This window comes from Arthrobacter sp. sptzw42, from assembly GCF_059089685.1.
On record NZ_JBNHEX010000005.1, the window covers coordinates 148583 to 173304 of the forward strand.

A 24722-nucleotide genomic window follows, 5' to 3' on the forward strand; every position below is an offset into this window, starting at 1 on the left:
CTCCGGGCTGCCAGTGACGATTCGCGTCCGCAGGCTGCGGGAACGGTCCGTTTTACTGCGTAAGTGCAGCCGCGATCCTGTTCATGCCGCGCTGCAGGCGTGCACCCACCGCTTCAGGCTCCCCCGTCTGCGAACCGTCCAGCACGTGCGCCGTAACACCCCTTCCGGCCTGTTCGCTGAGGCGCTGCAGTATGGGAAGGGCATCGTCGGCCTGTTCCGCGGGAAGGTTGGAGACATAAGTGAAGGTGCGGCCCTGGGTTCGGTAGGTGGCCGACCAGGGCGAAGATCCCAGGACCTGCAAGGAAAGATCCTCCTGCCCTGCACCTTGATCAGCTGCTGCTTTATCCTCCGGGCCGTGCCGTTCGGTAACAGTGGCGTAGTGCGTCCCGTTGGACAGCTTCAGCTCGACGGCGGGACCGCCCTCAAGCACCACCGCTTTCGCCGACTCCAGATGGAATCCCATCGCCTCAAGCTCCGGGCATACCCAGCCTTCCGAGCGCAGGCCGGACAGCCGTTCGGCGCTCAGCGCCCTGCCGTCCGCCGGGGTCTGTGCAGAGACCTGGGACAAGGTGGCGGCTGCTTCGGCACCTGCCGGGGAGGGATCACCGCCCGCGGCGAAAGCACCGGCGGCAAGAACACCGGCAGCAGCAACGGTGCCTCCCGCTGCGAAGGCTAGCATCCTGGCCGCGGCCCATCGCGGCTGATGCTGCGCGGCGGCAGGCTGCGGCTCGGCAGCCAGCTCCCGGGTCCTAACCAGAAGCCGGGCAGTAAGGTCATCGCTTGCCGGCGGTATGGGCGCATCCCTGAGCCGTTCCAGGTACTGGCGCTCCCGGCGCACGGCAGAAGCGCATTCGTCGCAGGACCGGATATGGCTGGCGGTGCGCTGATGCCTGCGGCCGAGCGGAAACTGGGGCCTCATGCGCCGTTCAGAGGATGCCGGCAATGCGCGGCAGCGACAGTTTCGGCCTGGACTGGTGCGGACGCGGGTCGCGGTGGGCCAGCTTCTCGCGGAGCATGGTGCGCCCGCGGTGGATGCGGGAGCGCACGGTGCCGAGCTTCACCCCGAGGGCTTCGGCAACCTCGTCGTAGGACAAACCTTCAAGGTCGCACAGAACAACAGCGGCCCGGAAGTCCGGCGGAAGTTCCTCAAGCGCGGCCTGGACATCGAGGTCCAGGTTGTTCAGCTCGAAGCTCTGCTCCGGCCCCGGTTCCCGCCCGGGAATCCTGGATTCGGCGTCCTCTGCAAGGGCATCGAACCGGATACGTGTTTTCCGCCGAGCCTGGTCCAGGAAGAGGTTGGTGGTGATGCGGTGCAGCCAGCCATCCAGTGTTCCGGGCTTAAAATTCTCCAGCGAACGGAAGACGCGGACAAACACTTCCTGGGTGAGGTCCTCGGCGTCGTACTTGTTACCGGTCAGGCGGTAAGCCAGCCGGTAGACCTTGGCGGAGTGGTTGGTGACCACTTCTTCCCAAGTGGGGCGGACCCACTCGCCCTCGGGATTGTTTGCTGCAGGGACAGGTGCCACAACTGGTGATGACATCGTCCACTCCCCTCGTGGAATGCTAACGCCCGGATACTGTTGACATAGTTGATTCGGCGCCGACCACCCTATGGATGAGCGGATAGTAATCATTTCAAATCTGGCTGGGAATTTCCTGACTGCAGGACAACTTATGCCGTGGGCGCAACAGCCCCGCTTCCCGGCTGTTGTCCCACGACCCAGTAGGCTGTAGAGGACCACTCCCCCTGCCGCCCAGAAAGCGAACATCCATGAGCGCCGACAAGTCCACCAGCTGGTCCTACGCAGAAGATCTGCCCGCTGAGGATGAGGTCATGCTGCGGGCGCGGGAGCGGTCTTTCGAACTGGGCGTCACGCCCGTCGGTCCGGGCGTCGGTGCCGTCCTGACCGTGCTGGCGGCCTCGTCCAAGGCGCATACCGCCGTCGAGATTGGAACGGGCGCCGGCGTGTCCGGCGTCTGCCTGCTCCGCGGCCTTGGTCCGCAAGCCGTCCTCACCACCATCGACGTTGACGTTGAACATCTCAAAGCCGCGCGGGAGGCCTTCTCGGAAGCCGGCAGCCCGGCCAACCGGACCCGCACCATTTCGGGCCGCGCCGGCGACGTCCTTCCGCGCCTGACAGACAGGGCCTACGACCTGGTGTTCATCGACGCTGACAAGCCGGGACTTCCCGGTTACGTGGAGCAGGCCATCCGCCTCCTCAAGCCTGCCGGACTGCTGATCATCAACGACGCGCTGGACAAGGATAAGGTGGCCAACCCGGCCGGCCGCGAGGCCAACACTGTGGTCCTGCGCCAGGTGGGAAAGAGCATTCGCGACGACGACAGGCTGGCGTCGGCCATGCTTCCCACTGGCGACGGCCTGCTGGTAGCAGTCAAAAAATAGGACAGGACCCGCAAGCCAAAGGCTTGCAGGTCCTGTCCTGCACAATTATTCCGTGACGCCGACCAGGCATTCCTTGAGGTTGGCCGCTTCGGCAGGGTTCAGTTCGACCACCAGGCGCCCGCCGCCTTCGAGCGGGACGCGCATGATCAGGCTGCGGCCCTCCTTGGTGACTTCCATTGGGCCGTCGCCGGTGCGTGGTTTCATAGCCGCCATGAGGAATTCCCCTCCATTAGTCCCAGGACTGATCAGCCCGGGTGGGCTGTGTCCGCATGTAGATCAAGCTGCCATGGCGGAGCGATTGGACACCGCCACGGCTGCACGTACTCTGAATGCTTTTTGTCCTTGCTTACTTACCATTATCGCGGAATTACCCGTCCGTAGCTAATTGATGGATATTTACGGACCGGTCTAATTTCCGTCCTGACCTGCAACGAAGCAGGAATTGCTATGGCGGATAATCACCGCCGCCGGGCAGTGGCGCCCATGCCCACAGCCACACGATCCACACTATCTGCAGCAGCAGGAACATCACCACGACGGTTCCCCGGTAGGCCCTGGAGCGGGACACGAGGGCGGCGCCCAGTGCCAGCGGGAATAGCGGCAGCAGCATGCGAAAAGTACTTGTTTGCGGGTGCAGGAACGTCATCAGGTAGCCCATGTAGCAGGCGCACCACAGGCGGAGTTCGACGCCGAGTTGGACCACCGGGGGCACGTACAGCACCGCGGCGAAGAGTGCCACGAAGACAAAGGGAGCAAGCAATCCGAGCACCGGACCGAAGAGGTCGACGCCGGTGTCGAACCATGGCTTGAACGGGACCAGGTCGTGCCCCCGCCACGCTGTTTCGGTTTTGGTGTAGGCCCGGATATCTCCGGTGGCCGCCCATGCTGCGGCGGGCCATGCCAGGGCGGACACTCCTGCCACGGCAGTGAGCGCGGTGAGGGTCGCCAGTTCGCGCAGCGAGTGCGGCTGCGGCATTGCAGCGGTTGTTTCGCCGCGTCCGAAGCGCTGCCCGGTGCGGTACAGCAGGAGGAAGCCGAGCATCGCAGCGAACGGTACACCCACCGGACGGGAAAGGCACAGCAGCACCACTATGGGGATGGCCCACAGGTACCGTCGCCGGACCACGAGCAGCAATGCAGACGACAGCAGCAACATGGACAACGGCTCAGCGTAGGGAACCTGAAGGATGGCGGACACAGGGAATACGGCAAAGAAGGCCACCCCCCACAACGACGGACCGTGTGCTGCCTTCTGCCGGAAAAGGACGTAGACCACCAGGGCAGCCGCCAGGCCGGACACCATCGCGATGATGGTCAGCGAAGCGGCAGGTGCCAGGCCGGTAAGCCTGCTGAGCCCCCCGGCCAGGGAGGGATACAAGGGGTAGAACGCCCAGGCATTTTCCTGGACCCTGCCGGTCCCGTCGGTAGGAAGTGTCACCGGGTAGCCGCTGGTAATTATTCGGGCGTACCAGCCTGCGTCCCAGATGTTAATGAAATTCCAGTAACCGGGCTTGGCAGGGAACCAGGGGTTGGGTCCCTGGTGCAGGGCTGCAGCCATAAAGATTCCGGCGCTGATGAACCGCGCCATGACATAGATGGCCGAAACCTGGAGCCACCAGGGCAAGCTCCGGAGCGTTTCACCGGATCGGACGGCGAGCGCCTGGACGGACGTTGGAATTCCTGTTCCCCGACGGGTAGCGGTGCTCACGCGCGATCTTCTCCGGCCCCGGATCCTGCGCCGGCCTGCCCAGCGGCTTCGACGGTGACAGGCTTTGCGTGCGCTCCGGTGCCGGCGGAGGGTCCCGCTTCTTCCAATGCCTGCAGCCGGGCCTTCAGGCTTTCCACTTCGTGCCGGCTTGCCGCAAGCTGGTCCCTCAGCTCATCCAGTACCTGGTCCACCTGGTCCATCCGGTAGCCCCGCAGGCCCAGCGAGAACCGCACACGGTCAACGTCCTGGGGCGCAGCATTGGCCGGCAAGAGGACCGGCGGGAGGTTGGCGGGGGGCTGCTCGAAACCGCCGTCAAGCAGGGCAGGCAGGGGGCGGCCGCCGGGCGTCCCGGAACGGCTCCCTGTGCCGGCCCACAGGACGGCGCCGATCAGGGCCACGGCGAGGAAGACCAGGAAAAAAGTCACTACCCCATCGTGCCAGACCCTGCCGCCTTCGCTACTCCGGGCGCTGTTCGCCGTTCAGCGAGGGGGTGATGCCCGCTTGGAGCACACGGTCCACCGCTTCCGCGGGGTCATCCACCACCTGGATCAGGTCCAGGTCCTTCTCGGAGACCATGCCCTCAGCCACCAGGGTTCCCCTGATCCAGTCGATCATCGGGCCCCAGAACTCGACGCCTAGCAGCACGATCGGGAAGGACGTCACCTTCCGCGTCTGCACCAGGACCATGGCCTCGAAGAGTTCGTCGAGCGTTCCAAGGCCGCCCGGCAGGACGATGAATCCCTGGGCGTACTTGACGAACATCGTTTTGCGGGCAAAGAAGTACCGGAAGTTGATGCCCAGGTCCACCCATTGGTTCAGGCCCTGCTCAAACGGCAACTCGATGCCGAGTCCCACGGACACCCCGTTGCCCTCCACGGTGCCGCGGTTGGCCGCCTCCATGGACCCTGGACCGCCTCCGGTGATGACGGCGACTCCGGCCTCAGCCAACTTGCGTCCCACCTCGACACCCATCTCGTAGTACGGGCTTCCAGGTTTGGTCCGGGCGGAACCGAAAACGCTGACCGCCTTGCCGATGTCCGCCAGCGCTCCGAAACCCTCGACGAATTCGCTCTGTATCCGCAGGACACGCCACGGATCGGTATGGACGAATTGCCCCGGGCCCTTGGTATCAAGCAGATGCTGGTCGGACATCTCCACGGCGGCCTGTTTGCGGCGCAGTTCAAGGGGGCCTTTACGGCGCGGCTGGGAGTTCTTGGCCGGATCTGCATTGATGCTCATTCCCCTAGGCTAACCTCCCGTTGCAGGTATCTCTTGAATCACGATCCGCAGGAACCTGGGGTGATTCGCGTCATAAGCTTGTGTTCTTCGCTAGATTCTTCCTATGACTACTCATGTGCCCGGCGATGCCCTCGTCTCCCTGAACGCCGTAAATAAGCATTACGGCCAGCTGCACGTTTTGAAGGACATCAATCTGCAGGTCCGCAAGGGCGAGGTTGTTGTGGTCATCGGGCCGTCCGGCTCCGGTAAGTCCACCTTGTGCCGCGCCATCAACCGTCTGGAAACCATTGAAGGCGGCACTATCAGCATCGACGGAAAGGTCCTTCCGGAAGAAGGCAAGGAACTCGCGCAGCTCCGTGCCGACGTCGGAATGGTCTTCCAGTCCTTTAATCTCTTCGCGCACAAGACCATCCTCGAAAACGTCACCCTCGGCCCCGTCAAGGTCAAAGGCGTTGCGAAGGCAACCGCGGACAAGGACGCCATGGCGCTGCTTGAACGCGTGGGCGTCGGCCACCAGGCACCGAAGCTTCCCGCCCAGCTGTCCGGCGGCCAGCAGCAGCGCGTTGCCATCGCCCGGGCCCTGGCCATGAAGCCCAAGGTCATGCTGTTTGATGAGCCCACGTCGGCGCTGGATCCCGAGATGATCAACGAGGTCCTGGACGTCATGATCCAGCTGGCCAAGGAAGGCATGACCATGATCGTGGTAACCCACGAAATGGGGTTCGCGCGCAAAGCCGCGGACCGCGTGGTCTTTATGGCGGACGGCCAGATCGTCGAGGACGCCACCCCCGAGGAGTTTTTCACCAATCCCAAGAGCGAGCGCGCCAAGGATTTCCTCTCCAAGCTGCTCACCCACTGAAGACCAAACGAACAAACACTCTCAGTTCGCACTCAGGCCGTGACCCACGGCCATCAATGAAAGGAATGTCATGAAGGCATTTATGACCCGGCGGAAGTCATTCTTCGTGGCGGCTACCGCTGCCCTCGCCCTGTCCCTGAGCGCCTGCGGCGGAGGCGGCGCCGGCACCACCAGCGACCCCACAGTGGCGGAAAAGCCCAGCTTCGCAGCCGGCACCACCATGGAGAAGCTCGCTTCGGCCGGCACCATCAAGATCGGCACCAAGTACGACCAGCCGCTCTTTGGCCAGGTGGGCCTTGATGGCAAGCCTGTGGGCTTCGACGTCGAAATCGGCAAGCTGATCGCCGCCAAGCTGGGCATCGCCGCTGACAAGATCGAATGGTCGGAAACTGTTTCGGCCAACCGCGAGCCGTTCATCGAGCAGGGCAAGGTCGACCTGGTCATCGCCACGTACACCATCAACGACAAGCGCAAGCAGGTTGTCAGCTTCGCCGGCCCGTACTACGAAGCCGGCCAGGCCCTGATGGTGAACAAGGACAACGACACCATCAAGACCCCCGAGGACGTCAAGGGCAAGAAGGTCTGCTCGGTGACGGGTTCGACGCCGGCCGCAACCATCGTGGACAAGTACGGTGCAGAGCTCGTCCCGGCTGCCACCTACTCGGCCTGCCTCGAGCCGCTGCGCAACAAGCAGGTTGAAGCCGTCACCACCGACAACGTGATCCTCGCCGGCTTCGTGGACAAGGAACCGGACGCCTTCAAGCTCGCTTCCGACGAAACCTTCACCAAGGAGCCCTATGGCATCGGCCTGAAGAAGGACGACACCGAGTTCCGCAACTGGATCAACGACCAGCTGGAATCGTTCCAGGAGGACGGGTCTTACAAGGAAGCCTGGGAAGCCACGGCAGGTTCAGTCATCAAGACCGCTCCTGAGCTGCCCGAGCTTGACCGTTACTAGGTAACTCAGTGGTTGCCGGGGCTGCCCAGCGGCTCCGGCAACCACTGTTTCCACTCCCGTCCACGCCCACAGCCAAAGGATCCAATGGACGTCATCCTTGAAAACCTCCCCCTGTACTGGAACGGTTTTCTCCGCACACTCTTCCTTTCCGCAGTTTCCGGGGTCATCGCACTGGTGCTCGGAACCCTGCTCGCAGCAGCCAGGGTTTCCCCGGTGGCTGCGCTCCGCGGCTTCAGCACCGTCTACGTGGAAGTCCTCCGCAACACACCGCTGACCATCGCCTTCTTCTTCGCTGCGATCGTCCTTCCCCGGCTCGGCGTGAAGTTCGAGCAGTTCGAGATTGCAGCGATCATTGCACTCAGTACCTACACCGCAGCGTTCATCGCCGAAGCTGTCCGCTCAGGTGTCAACAGTGTTCCGGTGGGCCAGGCCGAAGCCGCGCGCAGTATCGGCATGAACTTCGGGCAGGTCCTGAACCTCATCATCCTGCCGCAGGCCCTGCGGACGGTGGTCCCGCCGCTGATCAACATCCTGATCGCCCTGGTGAAGAACTCCTCTGTGGCAGGCGCCTTCTTCGTCCTGGAACTGTTCGGCTACGGCCGGCAGCTGGCCAACGCCAACGGTGACGCCGTGATCCCCGTCCTGCTGGGTGTTGCGTTCTTCTATCTGCTCCTCACCGTTCCGCTGGGCATCCTGGCCAGCACGGTGGAACGAAAGGTGGCGATTGCCCGATGAGCTCTGTCCTCTACGACGTTCCCGGCCCCAAGGCCCGCCGGATCTCCCTGATCGGTTCGGTCGTGGGATCCCTGCTGATTTTGGGTTTGCTGGCCTGGATCATCATGACCTTCGCCGAACAGGGCATTTTCGAAGGCCGCCGCTGGCAGATCTTCACCCGCGCCGATGTCTGGACGCTCCTGGGCAACGGCCTGGGTGCAACGCTGAGCGCGGCCGCACTGGCGGCAGTCATCGCCTTCCCGCTGGGACTGCTGCTGTGCCTGCTGCGCATTTCCGATGCTGCCTTCATCCGGATTCCGGTCCGGGTGGTGCTGGAATTCCTGCGCGGCATGCCCGTGGTCCTGATGATGCTGTTTGTCCTTTTGGGCTTTGGCACCTCGCCGTTCATCGCCGTTGTCACCGGCCTGGTGCTCTACAACTCGGCAGTGTTCGCCGAAATTATCCGCGCCGGTATCCAGTCCCTGCCGAAGGGGCAGCGTGAAGCCGGCCTGGCCATCGGCCTGACCAGCTTCAAGTCCCGCCTGCTGATCGAACTTCCCCAGGCAATCCGGCGGATGATGCCCTCGCTGGTGGCCCAAATGGTGGTGCTCCTGAAGGACACCTCGCTGGGCTACATCGTGGCGTACGGCGAACTCCTGCGCGCCGTCCAGGTAATGGCCGACTTCCTGGGCACGCAGTTCCTGTTCCCCATCTTCTTCGTGGCCGCGGCGATCTACATCGCCATCAATATCTGCGTCTCACGCATCGCAGTGTGGATCGAACGCCGCGGTTCCAAGAAGGCGGCCGGCGGCGTGGCCAAGGCGGAGCCGGAAAAGGCCGAAGCCCCCGTTCCCTGACAGCTCCCACTTCGCAAGCAGCGATGGCCCGGACCGTTTGGTCCGGGCCATCGCCGTCTTAACTTCAGGCCGCGAGCCAGTCCTGCAAAGCCTGCAGGCATTTCCGGACGGCATCGGCGTGGACGTGTTCGTTGTCCTTATGCGCCAGCAAGGGATCACCCGGCCCGAAGTTCACCGCCGGGATTCCCAGCTCGCTGAAACGCGCGACGTCGGTCCAGCCGTATTTGGGCTTGGGCTCGGCTCCCACTGCGGCAACGAAGGAAGCGGCTGCAGGATGCTGGAGGCCGGGGCGCGCACCGGCGGCTGCATCAGTCCGGGCGACCTCAAAGCCGGCCAGGAGTTTCCGCACCGCTGCCTCGGCCTGGTCCGGGGTCTTGTCGGGGGCAAAGCGGTAGTTGATTTCCACCACGCAACGGTCCGGAATGACATTGCCGGCAGTGCCGCCGTTGATTTTCACCGCGTTCAGGCTCTCGCGGTATTCCAGTCCGTCCACATTGACGGTGGCCGGTTCATAGGCCGCCAGTCTGGCCAGGATCGGTGCTGCGGCATGGATGGCGTTGCTGCCCATCCACGCGCGGGCGGAGTGGGCGGCCTCCCCCACCGTTGTTGCCTCGAACCGGCTGGTACCGTTGCACCCGCCCTCCACCGTGCCATCAGTGGGTTCCAGCAGGATGGCGAAGTCACCGTCAAGCAGGTGGCCGTGGTTGCGGACCAGCCGGCCCAGGCCGCTCTTGACGGCTTCAACTTCCTCGTGGTCGTAGAAAACAAACGTGACATCCCGCTTTGGCAGCGCGCCGCCGTCGAACATGGTGGCGGCCAGGGCCAGCTGAACGGCAACGCCGCCCTTCATGTCCGTTGCGCCGCGGCCATACAAGATTCCTTCCCCTGGGACGCCGGAGTCCCAACTGGACGGGACCGTACCCCTGGACCCTTCGGTCAACGGCAGCGGAACCGTGTCGAGATGGCCTGCCAGGATGACCCGTTCAGGGTTTCCCAGCTCCGTGCGGGCAATGAGCGAGTCGCCGTCCCGGACAACGTGCAGTTCCGGAATGGCCAACAGGGCCCCCTCGATGGCGTCAGCCAGGGCGGCCTCATTTCCGGAGACGCTGTTGATGTCCATGATGGCGGCCGTGAGGAGCGCAACGTCCTGGCGCAGGTCGAGTGGAAGAGTGGAGGGTCCCGGGGCGGTTTCGGCAGTCACGAAGCCAGTCTAGTTCGGAGGAGGTCCGTAGCCGTCGATAGACTGGGACCATGACTGAGACTGCTTCCTCCGCTGTGCCCGAGACCCAGAACGCCTCCACCGAAGAACGCTCCGCCTACGGCTTTGGCGTGGCCACCGTTGCCTCTGCCAGGGGCAAGGAAACAGGTGATGCCACTGTCCTGGATGTCTGGTTCCCGGCCCCGGCCCTTGGTGTTGCCGCGGAAAACCTGCGCGCCGTGGAGAACGCAGACGACGCCCTCGCCCGCATCGCCGAAGCCGGCACCGACGAGGACCGCGGTACCGAACAGAAAGTGGTCTTTGTTCAGATCAACCTCGATGAAGCCCCGGCCGATACCGCCGACGCCTACCTCCGGCTGCACCTGCTCTCGCACCGCCTGGTCCGGCCGAACACCATCAACCTGGACGGCATCTTCGGCAAGCTCCCGAACGTCGTATGGACCAACTTCGGGCCCGCCCCCGTGGAGGACTTCGAACTGACGCGCGCCCGCCTGCGCCGCCGCGGGGCAGTCACCGTGTACGGCATCGACAAGTTCCCCCGCATGGTGGACTACGTTGTTCCCACGGGCGTCAGGATTGCCGACGCCGACCGTGTGCGCCTGGGTGCCCACCTGGCCGAAGGCACCACCGTGATGCACGAAGGCTTCGTCAACTTCAACGCCGGGACGCTGGGCACCTCCATGGTTGAAGGCCGGATTTCCGCCGGCGTGGTGACCGGCGACGGCAGCGACGTCGGAGGCGGAGCGTCCATCATGGGCACGCTGTCCGGCGGCGGCAAAGAGAAGATCACCATCGGCGAGCGGGTCCTCCTGGGTGCGAACTCCGGCGTCGGCATCAGCATCGGGGATGATTCGGTGGTGGAAGCCGGACTCTATGTCACGGCAGGAACGCGGGTGCGGGTACCCGGTCCCAAGGACGAGGTGGGAGAAGACACCACCAAGATCGTAAAGGCGGCAGAACTCTCCGGCGTCCCGAACCTGCTGTTCCGCCGCAACTCCACCAACGGCGCGGTGGAGGTCCTCCCCCGCGCAGGCCAGACCGTGGAATTGAACGACGCCCTGCACGCCAACTGATACCTATGGCACGAAGCCGCGGCCTGCGCCGCTTCCTGGTGCTGCTGCTGGCCCTCACACTGGTGGCAGGCGGCGCTTATGCGGCAGTGTTTTTTGTGCAGCGTTCCGAGACCCTCGTTTCGGAACGCTGCACCGCCGTCGTAGGTGGCGGAACGGCAGAGCTGGCACCTGACCAGGCGGTGAACGCTTCCCTGATCACCGCCGTCGCCGTTCAGCGCGGGCTTCCGCCCCGGGCGGCGAGCATAGCACTGGCCACGGCAATGCAGGAGTCCAAGCTCCGGAACATCGCCCACGGTGACCAGGCGGGCCCGGATTCGCGCGGGCTGTTCCAGCAGCGCCCCTCGCAGGGCTGGGGAACAGAGGCCCAGGTGATGGACCCGTACTACGCCACAAACGCCTTCTACGATGCTCTGGTACGGATTCCGGGCTATGAGTCGATGGAGATCACCGAAGCAGCGCAGCGGGTCCAGCGGTCCGCCTTCCCCACCGCCTATGCCCAGCATGAACAGATGGGACGGTTTTTTGCCTCCGGCCTGTCGGGCCAGACACCCGAATCCGTGCAATGCACGCTCCGTTCCCCCGCTGCTGCCGGGGACCCCGGTGCCGTGTCAACGGAACTGGCGCAGGCCTACGGTCCACTGGGCACTGCAGTGGAGGGCGGGACATTGGTAGTGGAAGCCAGCGGCAGCCAGGCATGGTCGGTGGCGCATTGGGCGGTTGCCAACGCCAAGGGCTATGAAGTCACACAGGTGGAGGTGGCCGGACGCAGCTGGGACCGTGAAGACCGGAACGGCTGGCAGGAGTCCTCCGCTGCTGACGGGCAGGTAAGGATTACGGTTTCACCGGCAGGCGCCAGAAACTGATTCCGCTGGCGGCCGGGCTATGCCAGGATTTCCACCACGGGCTGGACGTAGCTCCGGAACAGTTCCGGCTGGCTCATCAGCTGGTGGCTCATGATGATTTTGTCCGGCTCCAGGTACCACGCGCGCTGCTCATTCAACGGCAGCTCGATGATGGTGAGCTTAAAGTCGCGGGCGTCCCGCCCTACCTCCAACAGCCTGTCATCCACCATGTCCTCCAGCAGTTGGTCCGCGCCCATGGCAGCGCGCTCCGCTTCCAGCTCCGCGTATTCGCTCCTGCGCTCCCGCGCCCAGGTGAGGGCGGACCCGAAGTGCGCCTTGAGTACGCGCTGCAGGGCCGGAGAATTGCCAAAGGCCTCGAAGTCCGGCGGTGACAGCTCCGGTGACGTTTGCGGATGGGCCTTGAGGAGCTGCGCCCACCATGCCTCCCACTCAGTCTTGAGCACACTCAAACCGCCAACGTCCGCGGTGAGGTGGCTGTGGTCCGCCTGGCGGATTTTGGGAGCAGCGTGGGAGAGGGCCGGGTGGCCGGCGCCGTCCAGCCCGGCTGCATCGCGGACATACAGGGCAATCATCATGGGCCCGGACGTGTCGGTGGTGATTTGCCACCCGGAACCGCCTGTTTGGTGCATCCGAAATCCTTCCCTGGCGTGCTGTTACCGGGCCTGTTGATCCGGTTCCACGCCCCCGGTTATCAGTCTATTCCCCCGCGTTGCCGACGTTAACGGCCCTCATGGCACCAGCCCGTCCAGGTGCCGCTCCAGGACATCGAAGCAGATTTCGGGGGTCATCCAGCCAGGTTGGAGCAGGGCATGCATGCACAACCCGTCCACTGTCGCCAGGAGCCTTTCCGCCTCCACCACCAGCGATTCCTCCGGCTCATATGCCGGCAGCAGCGTGGTGATGGCGCGTCCCATCAGCGCCGCAACTTCCCGGTGGCTGCGGTCCGCCTCTGCTGACAGGAACGGCCTGATCCTTGCGGCGTTGCGGAAGGCCATCCACGCACAGGTTTCCACGGCCCGTTGTTCATCCAGCGGCAGAAGTTCGCCCAGGAGTGTTAAAACCGCACTGCGGTGTTCCGCGCTTGCCGGCGGGTACTTCTGCAGGGCGGGCATCGCCTGGTTCAACCTGGCCACGATGGTGTCGATGACCCTGGCGAACGCATAGATGAGGAGTTCCTCGCTGCCGGCAAAATAATGGCGGACGGACCCCACGGCGAGCCCGGCCTCGTCCGCCACTTCGCGCAGCGATGCCCCTTCGAGCCCGTCGACGGCGATAATGCGGCAGACCGCCCCCACCACATCCTGGCGCCGTTCTTCGGCGTTGACGATTTTAGGCACTCCACTTTTTAGCACATGCGTGCTCCTTCAACCGCCCAACCCGCCGCCTGCGCGCTCGGCGGCTTGTCTGCCGGGCACGACCAGGACATAACGGGAAGAAAAGTGCCCGTGTGGGATAGCGTTGGAGGCATGAAAATTCTGGTCACAGGGGGCACCGGCTATATCGGTTCCCACACTGTTTTGTCCCTGCAGGAAGCCGGCCATGACGTGGTGGTCATCGACAACCTGGTCAATTCCAGCGAAGAGTCGCTTCGGCGGGTAGCGGAACTGACCGGCAAGACCGCCCAGTTCCACGATGTTGATTTGGTGGACGAAGCCGCCGTAGAGCAGGTTTTTGCGGCCAGCACGATTGACGCGGTCATCCACTTCGCCGGACTGAAAGCCGTGGGCGAGTCCGTTCGTGAGCCGCTCAAGTACTACTACAACAATTTGGTGGGGACCCTTAACCTCATCCGGGTGATGGACCGGCACAACGTCCGCTCCATTGTATTCAGCTCCTCAGCCACCGTCTACGGCGAGCACAACCCCATCCCCTATGTGGAAAAAATGGAGATTGGAGCCAACAACCCTTACGGTCGCACGAAGGAACAGATTGAGGACATCCTTTCGGACCTGGGATCGGCAGACAGCCGCTGGCACATCGCCCTGCTGCGCTACTTCAACCCTGTGGGGGCCCATCCTTCCGGCCGGATTGGCGAGGACCCGCAGGGCATCCCGAACAACCTGGTACCCTTCATCGCCCAGGTGGCAGTGGGCCGGCGCGAAAAACTGATGGTGTTCGGTGGCGACTATGACACCCCGGACGGTACCTGCCTGCGCGACTACATCCACGTTGTCGATCTTGCCGAAGGCCACGTGGCCGCCCTCAACCATGTTGCCGACCGCGCCGGTGTCTTCCGCTGGAACCTTGGTTCGGGCAAGGGCTCTTCGGTCCTGGAGGTTTTGCGCTCCTTTGAGAAGGCTGTGGGCAAGCCCATCCCCTACGAGATCACGGGCCGCCGCGCCGGCGACCTGCCGGCCTTCTGGGCCGATGCCACTTCCGCCCTGGCGGACCTCAGTTGGTCCACCACCAAGACCGTGGACGAGATGTGTGAGGACCACTGGCGCTGGCAGAAAAACAACCCGCAGGGCTACTCGGCCTGATAACGGCAGGCCCAAGTGATGCGAACGGCCGCCCACCTCTGCGAGGTAGGCGGCCGTCGTCGTACTTCAGGGCGTTCCGTCAGCGGGCAGGGTAGTCCCGCTCGGGCTCACCGATGTAGAGCTGCCGGGGGCGGCCGATCTTGGTGTTCGGGTCGGTGATCATTTCACGCCACTGGGCGATCCAGCCGGGCAGGCGGCCGATGGCGAAGAGCACGGTGAACATCTTCTCCGGGAAGCCCATGGCCTTGTAGATCAGGCCGGTGTAGAAGTCGACGTTCGGGTAGAGCTTGCGCTGGATGAAGTAGTCATCGTTCAGCGCCTTCTCTTCCAGGCGCAGTGCGATGTCCAGCAGTTCGTCGTTGCCGCCGAGCTTGGTGAGGATCTCGTGGGCTGTGGCCTTGACGATCTTGGCGCGGGGATCATAGTTCTTGTAGACGCGGTGCCCAAAGCCCATGAGGCGGACGCCGTCTTCCTTGTTCTTGACCTTCTCCATGTAGTCCTCGGGCTTGGTGCCGTCGGCCTGGATCTGGCGGAGCATCTTCAGCACTGCCTCGTTGGCGCCGCCGTGGGCAGGCCCGAACAAGGCGTTGATGCCGGCCGAGACGGACGCAAAGAGGTTCGCGTTGGACGAGCCCACCAGGCGCACCGTGGAGGTGGAGCAGTTCTGCTCGTGGTCCGCGTGCAGGATGAGCAGGAGGTCCAGGGCCTTCGCAACCACCGGGTCCACCTCGTACTGCTCGGCCGGAAGCCCGAAGCTGAGCCGCAGGAAGTTCTCCACGAGGTTGTGGGAGTTGTCCGGGTACAGCATGGGCTGGCCGATGGACTTCTTGTGCGCGTAGGCAGCGATCACCGGGAGCTTGGCCATCAGGCGGATGGTGGAAACCTCCACCTGCTCAGCGTTGAACGGGTCCAGCGAGTCCTGGTAGAACGTGGACAGCGCGGATACGGCCGAGGACAGGACCGGCATGGGGTGCGCGTCGCGCGGGAAGCCGCCGAAGAAGCCCTTGAGCTCCTCGTGCAGCAGCGTGTGCCGGCGGATCTTCTGGTCGAATTCGTCCAGTTCCGTGGGCGAGGGCAGGTTGCCGTAAATCAGCAGGTAGGACACCTCAAGGAAGCTGGAGTGCTGGGCCAGCTGCTCGATGGGGTATCCGCGGTAGCGCAGGATGCCCGCATCGCCATCAATGTAGGTGATAGCCGAGGTTGTGGCTGCTGTGTTCATGAAGCCGGGGTCAAAGGTGACTGCGCCCGTCTGCTTCAGCAGTTTGGAAACGTCGTAGCCTTCGTTCCCTTCAACAACCTGGATACGCGGCAGCTTAAGCTCGCCTCCTGCGTGGTGCAGGGTCGCAGCATTGTTGGTCTCAGTCATGGAGTCCCCTTCATGAGGCTTCTGGGCCTCTGTCGAAAGCTTGATCCAACATCAGGTGAGCCGCGCACGAAGCCTGAGAACACAGGTTCCAACACCCGGGCTGCCTTCTTGTAGAAAGCCACCATTGATAGTCAGTTAAAAGCTACCGCTCCTTGGCGGGTGCCACTAATCCGCGACGATCAAAAAAGCCCGAAAACGCCGCCTATGTGGCGCGAGTCACAGGTTTGTTACGGGGCGTCGGCCAGCCGGGCCACTGCAGCGTCAATCCGTTCGTCCGTTCCGGTCAGGGCAACCCGGACGTAGCCGTTGCCCGCCTCCCCGTAGAAGACTCCGGGGCCAACCACGATGCCGCGTTCCGCCAGCCGCGCCACAGTGTCCCAGGTACTCTCTCCGGCCGTGGACCATAGGTAAAGCCCGGCGTCGGACTCCTTGATTTCCAGCCCAAAATCCAGCAGCGCCGGGACCAGCCGCCCGCGGCGTCCCCGGTACAGGTCCTTCTGCGCCTCCACGTGGGCGTCGTCCCCCAGCGCCACCCGCATGGCTTCCTGTACCGGGTATGGAACGATCATTCCGGCGTGCTTTCGGCTGTTCACGAGGTTGGGCATCAGGTCGGGATCACCGGCAACGAAGGCCGCACGGTAGCCGGCAAGGTTGGACTGCTTGCTCAGCGAGTAAACGGCGAGCAGGCCCTGGTGCGAGCCTCCCGCCACCCTTGGGTCCAGGATGCTGGGGACCGGCTGCCCGCCGCGCTGCACGTCCCAGCTTCCCCAGCCAAGTTCCGCATAGCATTCGTCCGACGCCACCACGGCACCGAGCTCGCGGGCCTGCACCACGAGCGCCCTCAGGGATTCAACACCCCTGACACTGCCGGTGGGGTTTCCGGGGGAATTGACCCAGATCAGCCGGACACGCGAGCGGGTGGCGTCGTCGAGCTCATCCAGGTTGTCAGTTGCCACGGAAGTGGCGCCGGCGAGGGTGGCGCCCATGTCGTACGTCGGGTAGGCAACCTTGGGACGTACGACGACGTCGCCCGGCTTCAGCCCCAGAAGCAGCGGCAGCCACGCCACCAGTTCTTTGGACCCCACTGTGGGCATGATGTTGCGCGGGTCAAGCCCCGCCACGCCGCGGCGCCGTTCAAACCATCCGGCGATGGCCTCCCTAAGGGCCGGGGTGCCGTGGACCGTGGGGTATCCAGGGGCATCCGCGGCGGCCTTTAGGGCATCCTGGATCAGGGCGGGAGTAGGGTCCACCGGCGTTCCGATGGACAGGTTGACCGCTCCGCCGGGATGCTCCGAGGCCTTGGCAAGATACGGCGCCATCGCCTCCCACGGGTAGTCGGGCAGGTCAAGGCCGAACGTATTCACTGCTGCGGTCACCGTTCCTGCCGGCGTCAGTGGTCTTGGTTCTGCGGGGGCAGCGCGGCAATCATGGGGTGGTCCTTGCCGGTGTTGCCGATCTTGGCGGCACCGCCCGGCGATCCCAGGTCATCGAAGAACTCCACATTGGCCTTGTAGTAGTCAGCCCACTCATCCGGGGTGTCGTCCTCGTAGTAGATCGCCTCAACCGGGCAGACCGGCTCGCAGGCGCCGCAGTCCACGCATTCGTCCGGATGGATGTACAGCGAACGCTCACCCTCATAGATGCAGTCGACCGGGCACTCTTCAATACAAGCCTTGTCCTTGACATCTACACACGGCTGCGCGATTACGTACGTCACGTCCCTGGCCTCTCCACGTTGGTTCCGGCATCCCGCCGGCACTTGCATCCGGCAGCTGGCCGGACCCTGACATCTGAGCCTATTATCTCCCGGCCCATTCCCGCGAACCTAGCCGGGCCGCCTAGTATGAACTGGTGAGTCACGCCCCACCTTCGCCCGCCCGGTTTCTCTCCGCCGCCGAGGCCGGCACGCGGGTGGTGGTGCGCTACCGCATCGAGGGCGGCCTCACGGATGCCCTCGGCCATCTAATCTCGTGCGCCGCCGGTGCCTGCACCGTCCGCACCCGGCAGGCCGACGTCGTCATTCCCCTGGACCTGGTTGTGGCAGCCAAGGAAGTCCCCCCGGCGCCGGAGCGGCGCCGGCCACGCGGCTGAGACAACCCTCGTGACGCAGGTGCTGCCGCTGAGCACCGAACCCGGGTGTCATTGCGCAGAGCTGTACGTTGCAAAGGCTTAGAGCCCGTTAACGGCAAAAGCTGCCGGTTCGACGGCGGGATGCCCCTCCGTTGAACCGGCAGCTTTTGGCGGTGGTGCTTATTAGACCTTCGCGCGGGCGCGGTTGGCCTTGGCACGCTCGTTGGTGGCCAGGATGACCTTGCGGATGCGGATGGCTTCCGGGGTCACCTCGACGCACTCGTCCTCGCGGGCGAATTCGAGTGACTCTTCCAGCGTGAGATCGCGCGGCGGGGTGAGGTTCTCGAAAGTGTCCGAAGAAGCTGCACGCATGTTGGTGAGCTTCTTTTCCTTGGTGATGTTGACGTCCATGTCGTCGGCGCGGGAGTTCTCGCCCACGATCATGCCCTCGTAGACCTCAGACGTGGGCTTCACGAAGAAGGAGCCGCGTTCCTGCAGGTTGATCATGGCGAACGGCGTCACAACGCCGGCGCGGTCAGCGATCATCGAACCATTGGTGCGGTACTCGATCGGGCCGGCCCAGGGCTCGTAGCCTTCAGAAATTGAGGCGGCGATGCCGGCGCCACGGGTGTCCGTGAGGAACTTGGTCCGGAAACCGATCAGGCCGCGGGCCGGAACGATGAACTCCATGCGGCACCAGCCGGTACCGTGGTTGGCCATGTTGGTCATGCGGCCCTTGCGGGCTGCCATGAGCTGCGTGACGGCGCCGAGGTACTCTTCCGGCACGTCGATGGTCATGTGCTCCATGGGCTCATGGATCTTGCCGTCGATGGTCTTGGTAACCACCTGCGGCTTGCCCACGGTCAGCTCGAAGCCTTCGCGGCGCATCTGCTCAACGAGGATGGCCAGGGCCAGCTCGCCACGGCCCTGAACTTCCCAGGCGTCGGGACGCTCGGTGGGGAGAACCTTGATGGAGACGTTACCGATCAGTTCCTTGTCCAGGCGGTCCTTCACCTGGCGGGCGGTGACTTTGGCGCCCTTGACCTTGCCGGCCAGCGGCGAGGTGTTGATACCGATGGTCATGGAGATCGCGGGATCGTCCACGGTGATCAGCGGCAGCGGCTGCGGGTTTTCCGCATCCGTCAAGGTCTCACCGATGGTGATTTCCTCGATGCCGGCGACGGCGACAATCTCACCGGGGCCGGCGGATTCGGCCGGGACGCGGTCCAGTGCCTTGGTGGCCAGCAGTTCGGTGATCTTGACGTTTTTCAGCTCACCGTTTGCGCGTGCCCAGGCAACGGTCTGGCCCTTGCGCAGGGTGCCGTTGTAGATGCGCAGCAGTGCCAGGCGGCCCAGGAACGGGGAAGCGTCCAGGTTGGTGACATGCGCCTGCAGGACACCTTCCGGGTTGTAGGTGGGTGCCGGGATGTGCTCAATGATGGTCTTGAACAGCGGCTCGAGGTCCTCGTTCTCGGGGGCGGTGCCGTCGGTGGGCTGCTCCAGGGAGGCGCGGCCAACCTTGGCGGCAGCGTAAACCACGGGAACTTCGAGGATCTTGTCCAGGTCCAGGTCCGGAACTTCGTCGGCCAAGTCAGAGGCCAGGCCGAGGAGAAGGTCCATGGACTCGTGGACAACTTCCTCGATGCGGGCATCGGGGCGGTCGGTCTTGTTGACCAGCAGGATGACGGGAAGGTGTGCGGCCAGGGCCTTGCGGAGCACAAAGCGGGTCTGCGGCAGCGGACCTTCGGAAGCGTCAACGAGGAGGACGACGCCGTCAACCATGGACAGGCCGCGCTCAACCTCGCCGCCGAAGTCGGCGTGGCCGGGGGTGTCGATGACGTTGATAGTGATGGTCTCGCCGTTGGAGGACGGACCGTTGTAGGCCACCGTGGTGTTCTTGGCCAGGATGGTGATGCCCTTTTCGCGCTCGAGGTCACCGGAGTCCATCACGCGGTCTTCGAGGTGGTTGTGCTCGGCAAAGGAGTTGGTCTGCTTGAGCATGGCGTCGACCAGGGTGGTCTTGCCGTGGTCAACGTGGGCCACAATCGCGACGTTGCGGAGGTCACTGCGTGATGCAGTGGCTACCGCAGTGTTGGTGGTGGTTTCAGACATGCGTAATGGCTCGATTCAGTGGTGAAAGTCAGCTGTTGTATCGCGACATTTCCAACTGGAACGCACGACGGATCAGGCCCTTTGCACAGGGCGCCTTCCCCAATTCTAGCCGCAGTGCCGTTTATTGGCCTAAATTTTTCCGGGCGGGCCGCGCCAGGCCGCAGCCCAACGCCCGCACCTGGGCCAGAATCAGTGAGGAAAATCACTGGCCATTCCTGTCGCCATGTCACATGATGGCTCTGACACCCGATGCACGCCCGAAAGACACCAGATGCGAAAAGCCTTGGCCCGGTCCCGCTTCGCCCCATCCGGAGCCGCCGCCGTTTTCGCAATGTGCAGCGTGATCGCCCTATCCGGTTGCGGAGTACCGGCCCCCTCCCCCGCCGGTCCTTCCTTGCAGGCTGTTACCGCCGCGGGGCAGCCGGAAGCGGCCATCGCGAGCCACGGCGGCATGGCTGCCGGGGCACCCGTGCTCAACCCGGCGAACGGGCGGCTTGAGGCAGTTGTCTCCGATGCCAGCAAGATGGCCCTCCTGATCGGGGACTCCCAGTCGGAACCACTGGACGGCTGGCCCCGGCAGGGTCTTGAAGCTGCGGGGTACAAGGTGTATTTCGGCGGGCGGGGCGGCACCGGGTTCGCTTCTGGCAACGGCAGGACAGGCAACTACATCGATGCCCTCCTGGAGAGTGACTGGTTGCTCCCTGCGGGTACTCCCGCGCTGATTGTCATCCAGGGCGGGGGAAACGATGCTGCCAGCGGGGCGTCTGACAAGCGAATCGCGGGCAACGCCGGGCGTTTGATCGCAGAGCTGCAAAACCGCTATCCGGGTACCCGGATAGCAATAATTGGCACCCTGGCAAGGGGTGAAAAGAACGGGGGCGGTCGCCGCACCGAAGTGGATGCCCTGCTGGGCTCGGTGGCCGCAGCGCACAACCTGCCCTTTATATCCGTGGGTGACTGGCTCACCCGATACGGCCTGGCCAAGGACCTCGCCGACGCCGTGCACATGAACGCCAACGGCCGGCGGGCACTCGGACTGCTCCTGGAACGCAGCCTGCGCGAACTTGGCCTGGAGCGGAACCCGGCAGGCGGGAAGGCCGAAAGCAGCTGGAGCCGGAGCCGGCAGGCTCCGGCTCCAGCCGGTGGATAGATAAGGCTGCTACGCCACTTCGGGCGGAAGCATCAGCTTCGCGCCGGGGATGGCGTTCAGCAGTGCCTTCGTGTACTCCTGCTGCGGCGCTTCGAAGACGTTGTCAGTGGATCCGGTCTCTACCAGGCGGCCCTTTTCCATCACACATACGTGGTCCGCGATCTGCCGCACCACCGCAAGGTCGTGCGTGATGAAGAGGTAGGTCAACCCCAGGTTGGACTGAAGGTCGGCCAGCAGGTTCAGCACCTGGGCCTGAACCAGGACGTCCAGTGCGGATACTGCTTCATCGCAGATGATGACTTCAGGATCCAGGGCCAGGGCACGGGCGATGGCGACACGCTGCCGCTGCCCGCCCGAGAGCTCGTTCGGGTACCGCTGCATGGTGGATTGGGGCAGCGCCACCTGGTCCAGCAGTTCGCGGATCTTCTTTTCCCGGCTGGCCCTGTTCCCGATCTTGTGGACCCGCAATGGTTCCTCAATGGTCCGGAAGATGTTGTACATCGGGTCAAGGGAGCCGTACGGATCCTGGAAGATGGGCTGCACCCGGCGCCGGAACTTGAAGAGTTCCGAGGGCTTCAGGCCCGAAGTGTCGACGCCGTCGAAAAGGATCCTGCCGTCGGTGGGCTTCTCAAGCTGGAGCACCATCTTGGCCACAGTGGACTTGCCGGAGCCCGACTCCCCCACGATCGCCGTCGTGGTTCCGCGAAGCACATCGAAGCTCACGCCGTCGACCGCCGCAAAGTCCGACGATCTCCCCAGGCCCTGCCGAAGTTTGTACACCTTCCGCAGGTCCTGGATCTGCAGCACGTTGTCGGCAGTGAGGGCCTCTGCAGCCGGGGCCAGAAGATCCGCTGCCTCCACGCCCTGTTCCTTGGCAACCTGGATCCTTCGGCTGGCCAAGGAAGGTGCAGACTCGACGAGCCGCTTGGTGTAAGGGTGCTGCGGGTTTTGCAGCAGCTCCAGGGACGGCCCTGACTCCACCACCTGCCCGCGGTACATCACCACTACTTTGTCCGCGCGTTCAGCTGCGAGGCCAAGATCGTGCGTGATCAGCAGGACAGCCGTTCCCAGCTCGGAGGTCATGCCCTCAAGGTGGTCAAGGATCTGCCGCTGCACCGTGACGTCCAGGGCCGACGTAGGTTCGTCGGCGATCAGCAGCCTCGGCTGGCAGGACAGGCCGATGGCGATCAGGGCCCGCTGCCGCATTCCGCCGGAAAACTCGTGCGGGTACTGCTTGGCGCGACGGTGGGAGTCCGGCAACCCGGCCTGCGACAGGACCTTGGCGATGTCCTCAGGGCCACTCGGACGGCCGTTGGCCTGGAGCGTTTCCTTGACCTGGTAGCCGATCTTCCATACCGGGTTGAGGTTGGACATGGGGTCCTGGGGCACCATGCCGATGGTGTTGCCGCGCAGTTCGATCATCCGCTTTTCGGGTGCGTGCGAGATGTCTTCGCCGTCCAGCAGGATCTGCCCTCCGGAAACCCTGCCGTTGCCGGGCAGGAGGCCGATGGCAGCCAGAGCGGTGGTTGACTTTCCCGACCCCGATTCGCCCACGATGGCAACGGTCTCACCCGGCATGATGGTCAGGTGCGCGTTCCGGACAGCATTAACTTCACCGTTGCTGGTCTCGAACGTGATGGCCAGGTCCCGGATTTCCAGCAGGGGACGGTCCGCGGGTGTTCCGGCTTCAGTAATAGTGACATCGGACGTGGTCACGTGTGCCTCCTTCATCGCTGGCGGCTCTTCGGGTCAAGAGCGTCGCGCAGGGCATCGCCCAGCATGATAAAGCTCAGGACGGTGATGGACAGGGCGGCAGCCGGGTAGAGCAGCACGGCGGGGTTAGTGCGGATGGACGCCTGCGCCGCAGAAATGTCGTTGCCCCAGGACATGATGCTGCCGGGGAGCCCAATGCCGAGGAAGGACAACGTGGCCTCCAGCACGATGAACACACCAAGCTCCATCGTGGCCAGCACGATGATGGGAGCAAGGGCGTTGGGCAGCACGTGCCGGATCAGGCTTTGGATCCTGGACACGCCAAGCGAACGGGCGGCCGTGATGAAGTCGGCATTCCGGACTTCGATCACCGCGCCGCGGGTCAACCGTGCCATAGTTGGCCAGGCCAGCAACACGATGATCATGATGACTGTCCACACACTCTTGTTTTCCCGGAAGAACGGGAGCTGGGTCACCACCAATGCACCAAGCACCAGCGGGAGTGCGAAGAAGATATCCCCGAGGCGGGCAATGACGGCGTCAACCCAGCCGCCGTAGAAGCCGGCAAGCGCGCCGAGGGTCACACCAATGATGAGCACGCCGATGACGGCGAAAACACCCACCATGACGGAAGCCTGCGTGCCGTAGATAACGCGGGCGTAGACGTCGCAGCCCTGGAAGGTGAACCCGAACGGGTGGCCGGCCGAGGGTGCGCCGTCGGAGTTTGCCAGCTGGCAGTTGTCGTTGGGCGCCGTCTGCGTGAACAAGCCCGGGAAGAATGCCACGATCAGGATGATCAGGATCATCACTGCCGAGACGATGAACAGGGGACGACGGCGGAGCTTCCGCCAGGCGTCAGCCCACAGGCTCAGCGGAGCCTGGTCAGTCTTGACCGCATCCGTCGCCAGCAGAGGGGTCTCCTCGATGGGGGCAACGTAATGGGTGGTGTCTTGGTTACTTTTCATAGCGAATCCTCGGATCAAGCCAGGCGTACAGCAAATCAACCAGCAGGTTGGCGATAACGAAGACCAGCACCAGCACACTCACGATGGCAACGACCGTGGGTCCTTCGCTGCGCAGGATCGCCTGGTAGAGCTTCTGCCCCACGCCGGGAACGTTGAAGATGCCTTCGGTAACAATGGCCCCGCCCATCAGCCCGCCGAGGCTGGCGCCCAGGTAGGTGACCACGGGAATCATCGAGTTGCGGAGGATGTGCGCCATCACCACGCGCGGCCGGGACAGCCCCTTGGCAGTCGCGGTGCGGACGTAGTCGGCCGTCGAATTTTCGATCACTGACGCCCGCGTCAGGCGAAGCACGTAGGCGAAGGACACAAGCGCCAGCGCGAAGGCCGGAAGCAGCAGCGTGCCCCAGCTGACGTCCGTGCCGACCGTAGGTTTCGCCCAGCCAAGGTAGACACCGAAGACGAGCTGCAGGACAAAGCCGAGCACGAAGATGGGAATGGCGATGACAACGAGCGAGGCAAGCAGCACGGACGAGTCGAAGATCTTGCCCTTGCGCAGGCCCGCGATCAGGCCGAAGCCGATGCCGAACACAGCCTGGATGACGAGTGCTTCGATGGCGAGCATGACGGTGACGGGGAAGACGCGGCCCAGGGTGGCCGCGATGGGCTGGCCGGTGAAGTCGACGCCGAGGTTGAACGTGAAGAGGTTTTTGAGGAACAGGCCGTATTGGACCCAGAACGGCTGGTCGAGGTTGTACTGCCGCCGAAGGGCCGCGATGACGGCTTCGCTCGGCGGGCGGTCCCCGAAGAGTGCCCTGATGGGGTCTCCGGGAAGGGCAAACACCATGAAATAGACCAGCAGGGTGGTGCCCAAAAAAACAGGGATGACTTGAAGCAACCGCCGGAGAATGAACCGGATCACAGCACACCCTCCGAAGATTTTGGAGATGTTGGGAAATTCATGTGGGACAGCTT

The 24722-nt window shown here is 64.0% G+C and carries 26 protein-coding genes; 10 read left to right on the forward strand and 16 right to left on the reverse strand.

Annotated features, from left to right (window positions below; all coding sequences use genetic code 11):
- Positions 1-52: 52 nt before the first annotated feature.
- Both AC5RT4_RS08435 and sigE read right to left on the reverse strand, forming a co-directional pair.
- A complete protein-coding gene (locus tag AC5RT4_RS08435; RefSeq protein ID WP_494105450.1) occupies positions 53-919 on the reverse strand; it encodes an anti-sigma factor in 867 nt (288 codons plus the stop codon).
- A 7-nt stretch (positions 920-926) separates the two neighbouring features.
- Positions 927-1541 carry an RNA polymerase sigma factor SigE gene (sigE, locus tag AC5RT4_RS08440; protein WP_494041839.1) on the reverse strand — a complete coding sequence of 205 codons (615 nt, stop codon included), beginning with the start codon at positions 1539-1541 and terminating at the stop codon, positions 927-929.
- 230 nt (positions 1542-1771) lie between these two features.
- Here sigE and AC5RT4_RS08445 point away from each other — a divergent pair, with 230 nt between their 5' ends.
- Positions 1772-2404: an O-methyltransferase gene (locus AC5RT4_RS08445; protein WP_494041840.1), complete on the forward strand. Its 633-nt coding sequence runs from the start codon at positions 1772-1774 to the stop codon at positions 2402-2404.
- Between the two features lie 45 nt (positions 2405-2449).
- Here the strand turns inward: AC5RT4_RS08445 and AC5RT4_RS08450 are convergent, their stop codons facing one another.
- The 4 genes from AC5RT4_RS08450 to AC5RT4_RS08465 form a co-directional block, all read right to left on the reverse strand.
- Complete coding sequence (locus AC5RT4_RS08450; protein WP_494041841.1) at positions 2450-2617, reverse strand: DUF3117 domain-containing protein; 168 nt, start codon at positions 2615-2617, stop codon at positions 2450-2452.
- A 232-nt stretch (positions 2618-2849) separates the two neighbouring features.
- Complete coding sequence (locus tag AC5RT4_RS08455) at positions 2850-4112, reverse strand: hypothetical protein (RefSeq protein WP_494105451.1); 1263 nt, start codon at positions 4110-4112, stop codon at positions 2850-2852.
- The gene (locus tag AC5RT4_RS08460; protein WP_494105452.1) at positions 4109-4537 is read right to left on the reverse strand and encodes a DivIVA domain-containing protein; all 429 of its coding nucleotides are present in this window, start codon (positions 4535-4537) and stop codon (positions 4109-4111) included. The genes AC5RT4_RS08455 and AC5RT4_RS08460 overlap by 4 nt, the downstream gene beginning before the upstream one ends.
- Positions 4538-4568: 31 nt before the next feature.
- Positions 4569-5351 (reverse strand): LOG family protein, encoded by a 783-nt coding sequence (locus AC5RT4_RS08465; RefSeq protein WP_494105453.1) that lies wholly within the window; start codon positions 5349-5351, stop codon positions 4569-4571.
- A gap of 103 nt (positions 5352-5454) precedes the next feature.
- Here AC5RT4_RS08465 and AC5RT4_RS08470 point away from each other — a divergent pair, with 103 nt between their 5' ends.
- From AC5RT4_RS08470 to AC5RT4_RS08485, 4 genes are all read left to right on the forward strand, one after another.
- Entirely contained in the window at positions 5455-6210 is a 756-nt protein-coding gene (locus AC5RT4_RS08470) for an amino acid ABC transporter ATP-binding protein (RefSeq protein ID WP_494041845.1), read from the forward strand.
- A gap of 70 nt (positions 6211-6280) precedes the next feature.
- Positions 6281-7168 (forward strand): glutamate ABC transporter substrate-binding protein, encoded by an 888-nt coding sequence (locus tag AC5RT4_RS08475; RefSeq protein WP_494041846.1) that lies wholly within the window; start codon positions 6281-6283, stop codon positions 7166-7168.
- 84 nt (positions 7169-7252) lie between these two features.
- A complete protein-coding gene (locus AC5RT4_RS08480) occupies positions 7253-7903 on the forward strand; it encodes an amino acid ABC transporter permease (protein ID WP_102974984.1) in 651 nt (216 codons plus the stop codon).
- Positions 7900-8739 carry an amino acid ABC transporter permease gene (locus AC5RT4_RS08485; protein WP_494041847.1) on the forward strand — a complete coding sequence of 280 codons (840 nt, stop codon included), beginning with the start codon at positions 7900-7902 and terminating at the stop codon, positions 8737-8739. Before AC5RT4_RS08480 ends, AC5RT4_RS08485 begins: the two co-directional genes overlap by 4 nt.
- Positions 8740-8803: 64 nt before the next feature.
- Here the strand turns inward: AC5RT4_RS08485 and dapE are convergent, their stop codons facing one another.
- On the reverse strand, positions 8804-9940 hold the full coding sequence (gene dapE, locus AC5RT4_RS08490; RefSeq protein WP_494105454.1) for a succinyl-diaminopimelate desuccinylase: 1137 nt from the start codon (positions 9938-9940) through the stop codon (positions 8804-8806).
- A 50-nt stretch (positions 9941-9990) separates the two neighbouring features.
- Between dapE and dapD the strand changes: the two genes are divergently transcribed.
- Positions 9991-11031 (forward strand): 2,3,4,5-tetrahydropyridine-2,6-dicarboxylate N-succinyltransferase, encoded by a 1041-nt coding sequence (gene dapD, locus AC5RT4_RS08495; RefSeq protein ID WP_494041849.1) that lies wholly within the window; start codon positions 9991-9993, stop codon positions 11029-11031.
- A gap of 5 nt (positions 11032-11036) precedes the next feature.
- On the forward strand, positions 11037-11894 hold the full coding sequence (locus AC5RT4_RS08500; protein WP_494041850.1) for a transglycosylase SLT domain-containing protein: 858 nt from the start codon (positions 11037-11039) through the stop codon (positions 11892-11894).
- Positions 11895-11911: 17 nt separating this feature from the next.
- Here AC5RT4_RS08500 and AC5RT4_RS08505 read toward each other — a convergent pair whose 3' ends face one another.
- Together AC5RT4_RS08505 and AC5RT4_RS08510 are read right to left on the reverse strand one after the other, a co-directional pair.
- The gene (locus AC5RT4_RS08505; protein WP_494041851.1) at positions 11912-12523 is read right to left on the reverse strand and encodes a hypothetical protein; all 612 of its coding nucleotides are present in this window, start codon (positions 12521-12523) and stop codon (positions 11912-11914) included.
- Positions 12524-12622: 99 nt separating this feature from the next.
- The gene (locus AC5RT4_RS08510) at positions 12623-13231 is read right to left on the reverse strand and encodes a TetR/AcrR family transcriptional regulator (RefSeq protein ID WP_494041852.1); all 609 of its coding nucleotides are present in this window, start codon (positions 13229-13231) and stop codon (positions 12623-12625) included.
- A 129-nt stretch (positions 13232-13360) separates the two neighbouring features.
- Here AC5RT4_RS08510 and galE point away from each other — a divergent pair, with 129 nt between their 5' ends.
- Positions 13361-14374 (forward strand): UDP-glucose 4-epimerase GalE, encoded by a 1014-nt coding sequence (galE, locus tag AC5RT4_RS08515; protein ID WP_494041853.1) that lies wholly within the window; start codon positions 13361-13363, stop codon positions 14372-14374.
- A 79-nt stretch (positions 14375-14453) separates the two neighbouring features.
- Here the strand turns inward: galE and AC5RT4_RS08520 are convergent, their stop codons facing one another.
- From AC5RT4_RS08520 to fdxA, 3 genes are all read right to left on the reverse strand, one after another.
- Positions 14454-15740, reverse strand: a complete 1287-nt coding sequence (locus AC5RT4_RS08520) for a citrate synthase (RefSeq protein WP_494041854.1) — start codon at positions 15738-15740, stop codon at positions 14454-14456.
- Positions 15741-15967: 227 nt separating this feature from the next.
- A complete protein-coding gene (gene dapC, locus AC5RT4_RS08525; RefSeq protein WP_494105455.1) occupies positions 15968-17116 on the reverse strand; it encodes a succinyldiaminopimelate transaminase in 1149 nt (382 codons plus the stop codon).
- Positions 17117-17130: 14 nt separating this feature from the next.
- Positions 17131-17457: a ferredoxin gene (gene fdxA / locus AC5RT4_RS08530; protein WP_009356972.1), complete on the reverse strand. Its 327-nt coding sequence runs from the start codon at positions 17455-17457 to the stop codon at positions 17131-17133.
- A 134-nt stretch (positions 17458-17591) separates the two neighbouring features.
- Here fdxA and AC5RT4_RS08535 point away from each other — a divergent pair, with 134 nt between their 5' ends.
- Complete coding sequence (locus AC5RT4_RS08535) at positions 17592-17831, forward strand: putative acetyltransferase (protein ID WP_494041856.1); 240 nt, start codon at positions 17592-17594, stop codon at positions 17829-17831.
- Between the two features lie 162 nt (positions 17832-17993).
- Here AC5RT4_RS08535 and typA read toward each other — a convergent pair whose 3' ends face one another.
- Complete coding sequence (typA, locus tag AC5RT4_RS08540) at positions 17994-19922, reverse strand: translational GTPase TypA (protein WP_494105456.1); 1929 nt, start codon at positions 19920-19922, stop codon at positions 17994-17996.
- A 271-nt stretch (positions 19923-20193) separates the two neighbouring features.
- On the opposite strand from typA, the gene AC5RT4_RS08545 reads away from it, so the two are divergent.
- Positions 20194-21072, forward strand: a complete 879-nt coding sequence (locus tag AC5RT4_RS08545; RefSeq protein WP_494041858.1) for an SGNH/GDSL hydrolase family protein — start codon at positions 20194-20196, stop codon at positions 21070-21072.
- Positions 21073-21081: 9 nt separating this feature from the next.
- On the opposite strand, the gene AC5RT4_RS08550 is transcribed toward AC5RT4_RS08545, so the two are convergent.
- The 3 genes from AC5RT4_RS08550 to AC5RT4_RS08560 are packed head-to-tail and all read right to left on the reverse strand — an operon-like array spanning position 21082 to position 24669.
- On the reverse strand, positions 21082-22803 hold the full coding sequence (locus AC5RT4_RS08550) for a dipeptide ABC transporter ATP-binding protein (protein ID WP_494041859.1): 1722 nt from the start codon (positions 22801-22803) through the stop codon (positions 21082-21084).
- Positions 22800-23750 (reverse strand): ABC transporter permease, encoded by a 951-nt coding sequence (locus AC5RT4_RS08555; RefSeq protein WP_494041860.1) that lies wholly within the window; start codon positions 23748-23750, stop codon positions 22800-22802. The genes AC5RT4_RS08550 and AC5RT4_RS08555 overlap by 4 nt, the downstream gene beginning before the upstream one ends.
- Entirely contained in the window at positions 23740-24669 is a 930-nt protein-coding gene (locus AC5RT4_RS08560; RefSeq protein WP_494041861.1) for an ABC transporter permease, read from the reverse strand. The genes AC5RT4_RS08555 and AC5RT4_RS08560 overlap by 11 nt, the downstream gene beginning before the upstream one ends.
- Positions 24670-24722: the final 53 nt, after the last annotated feature.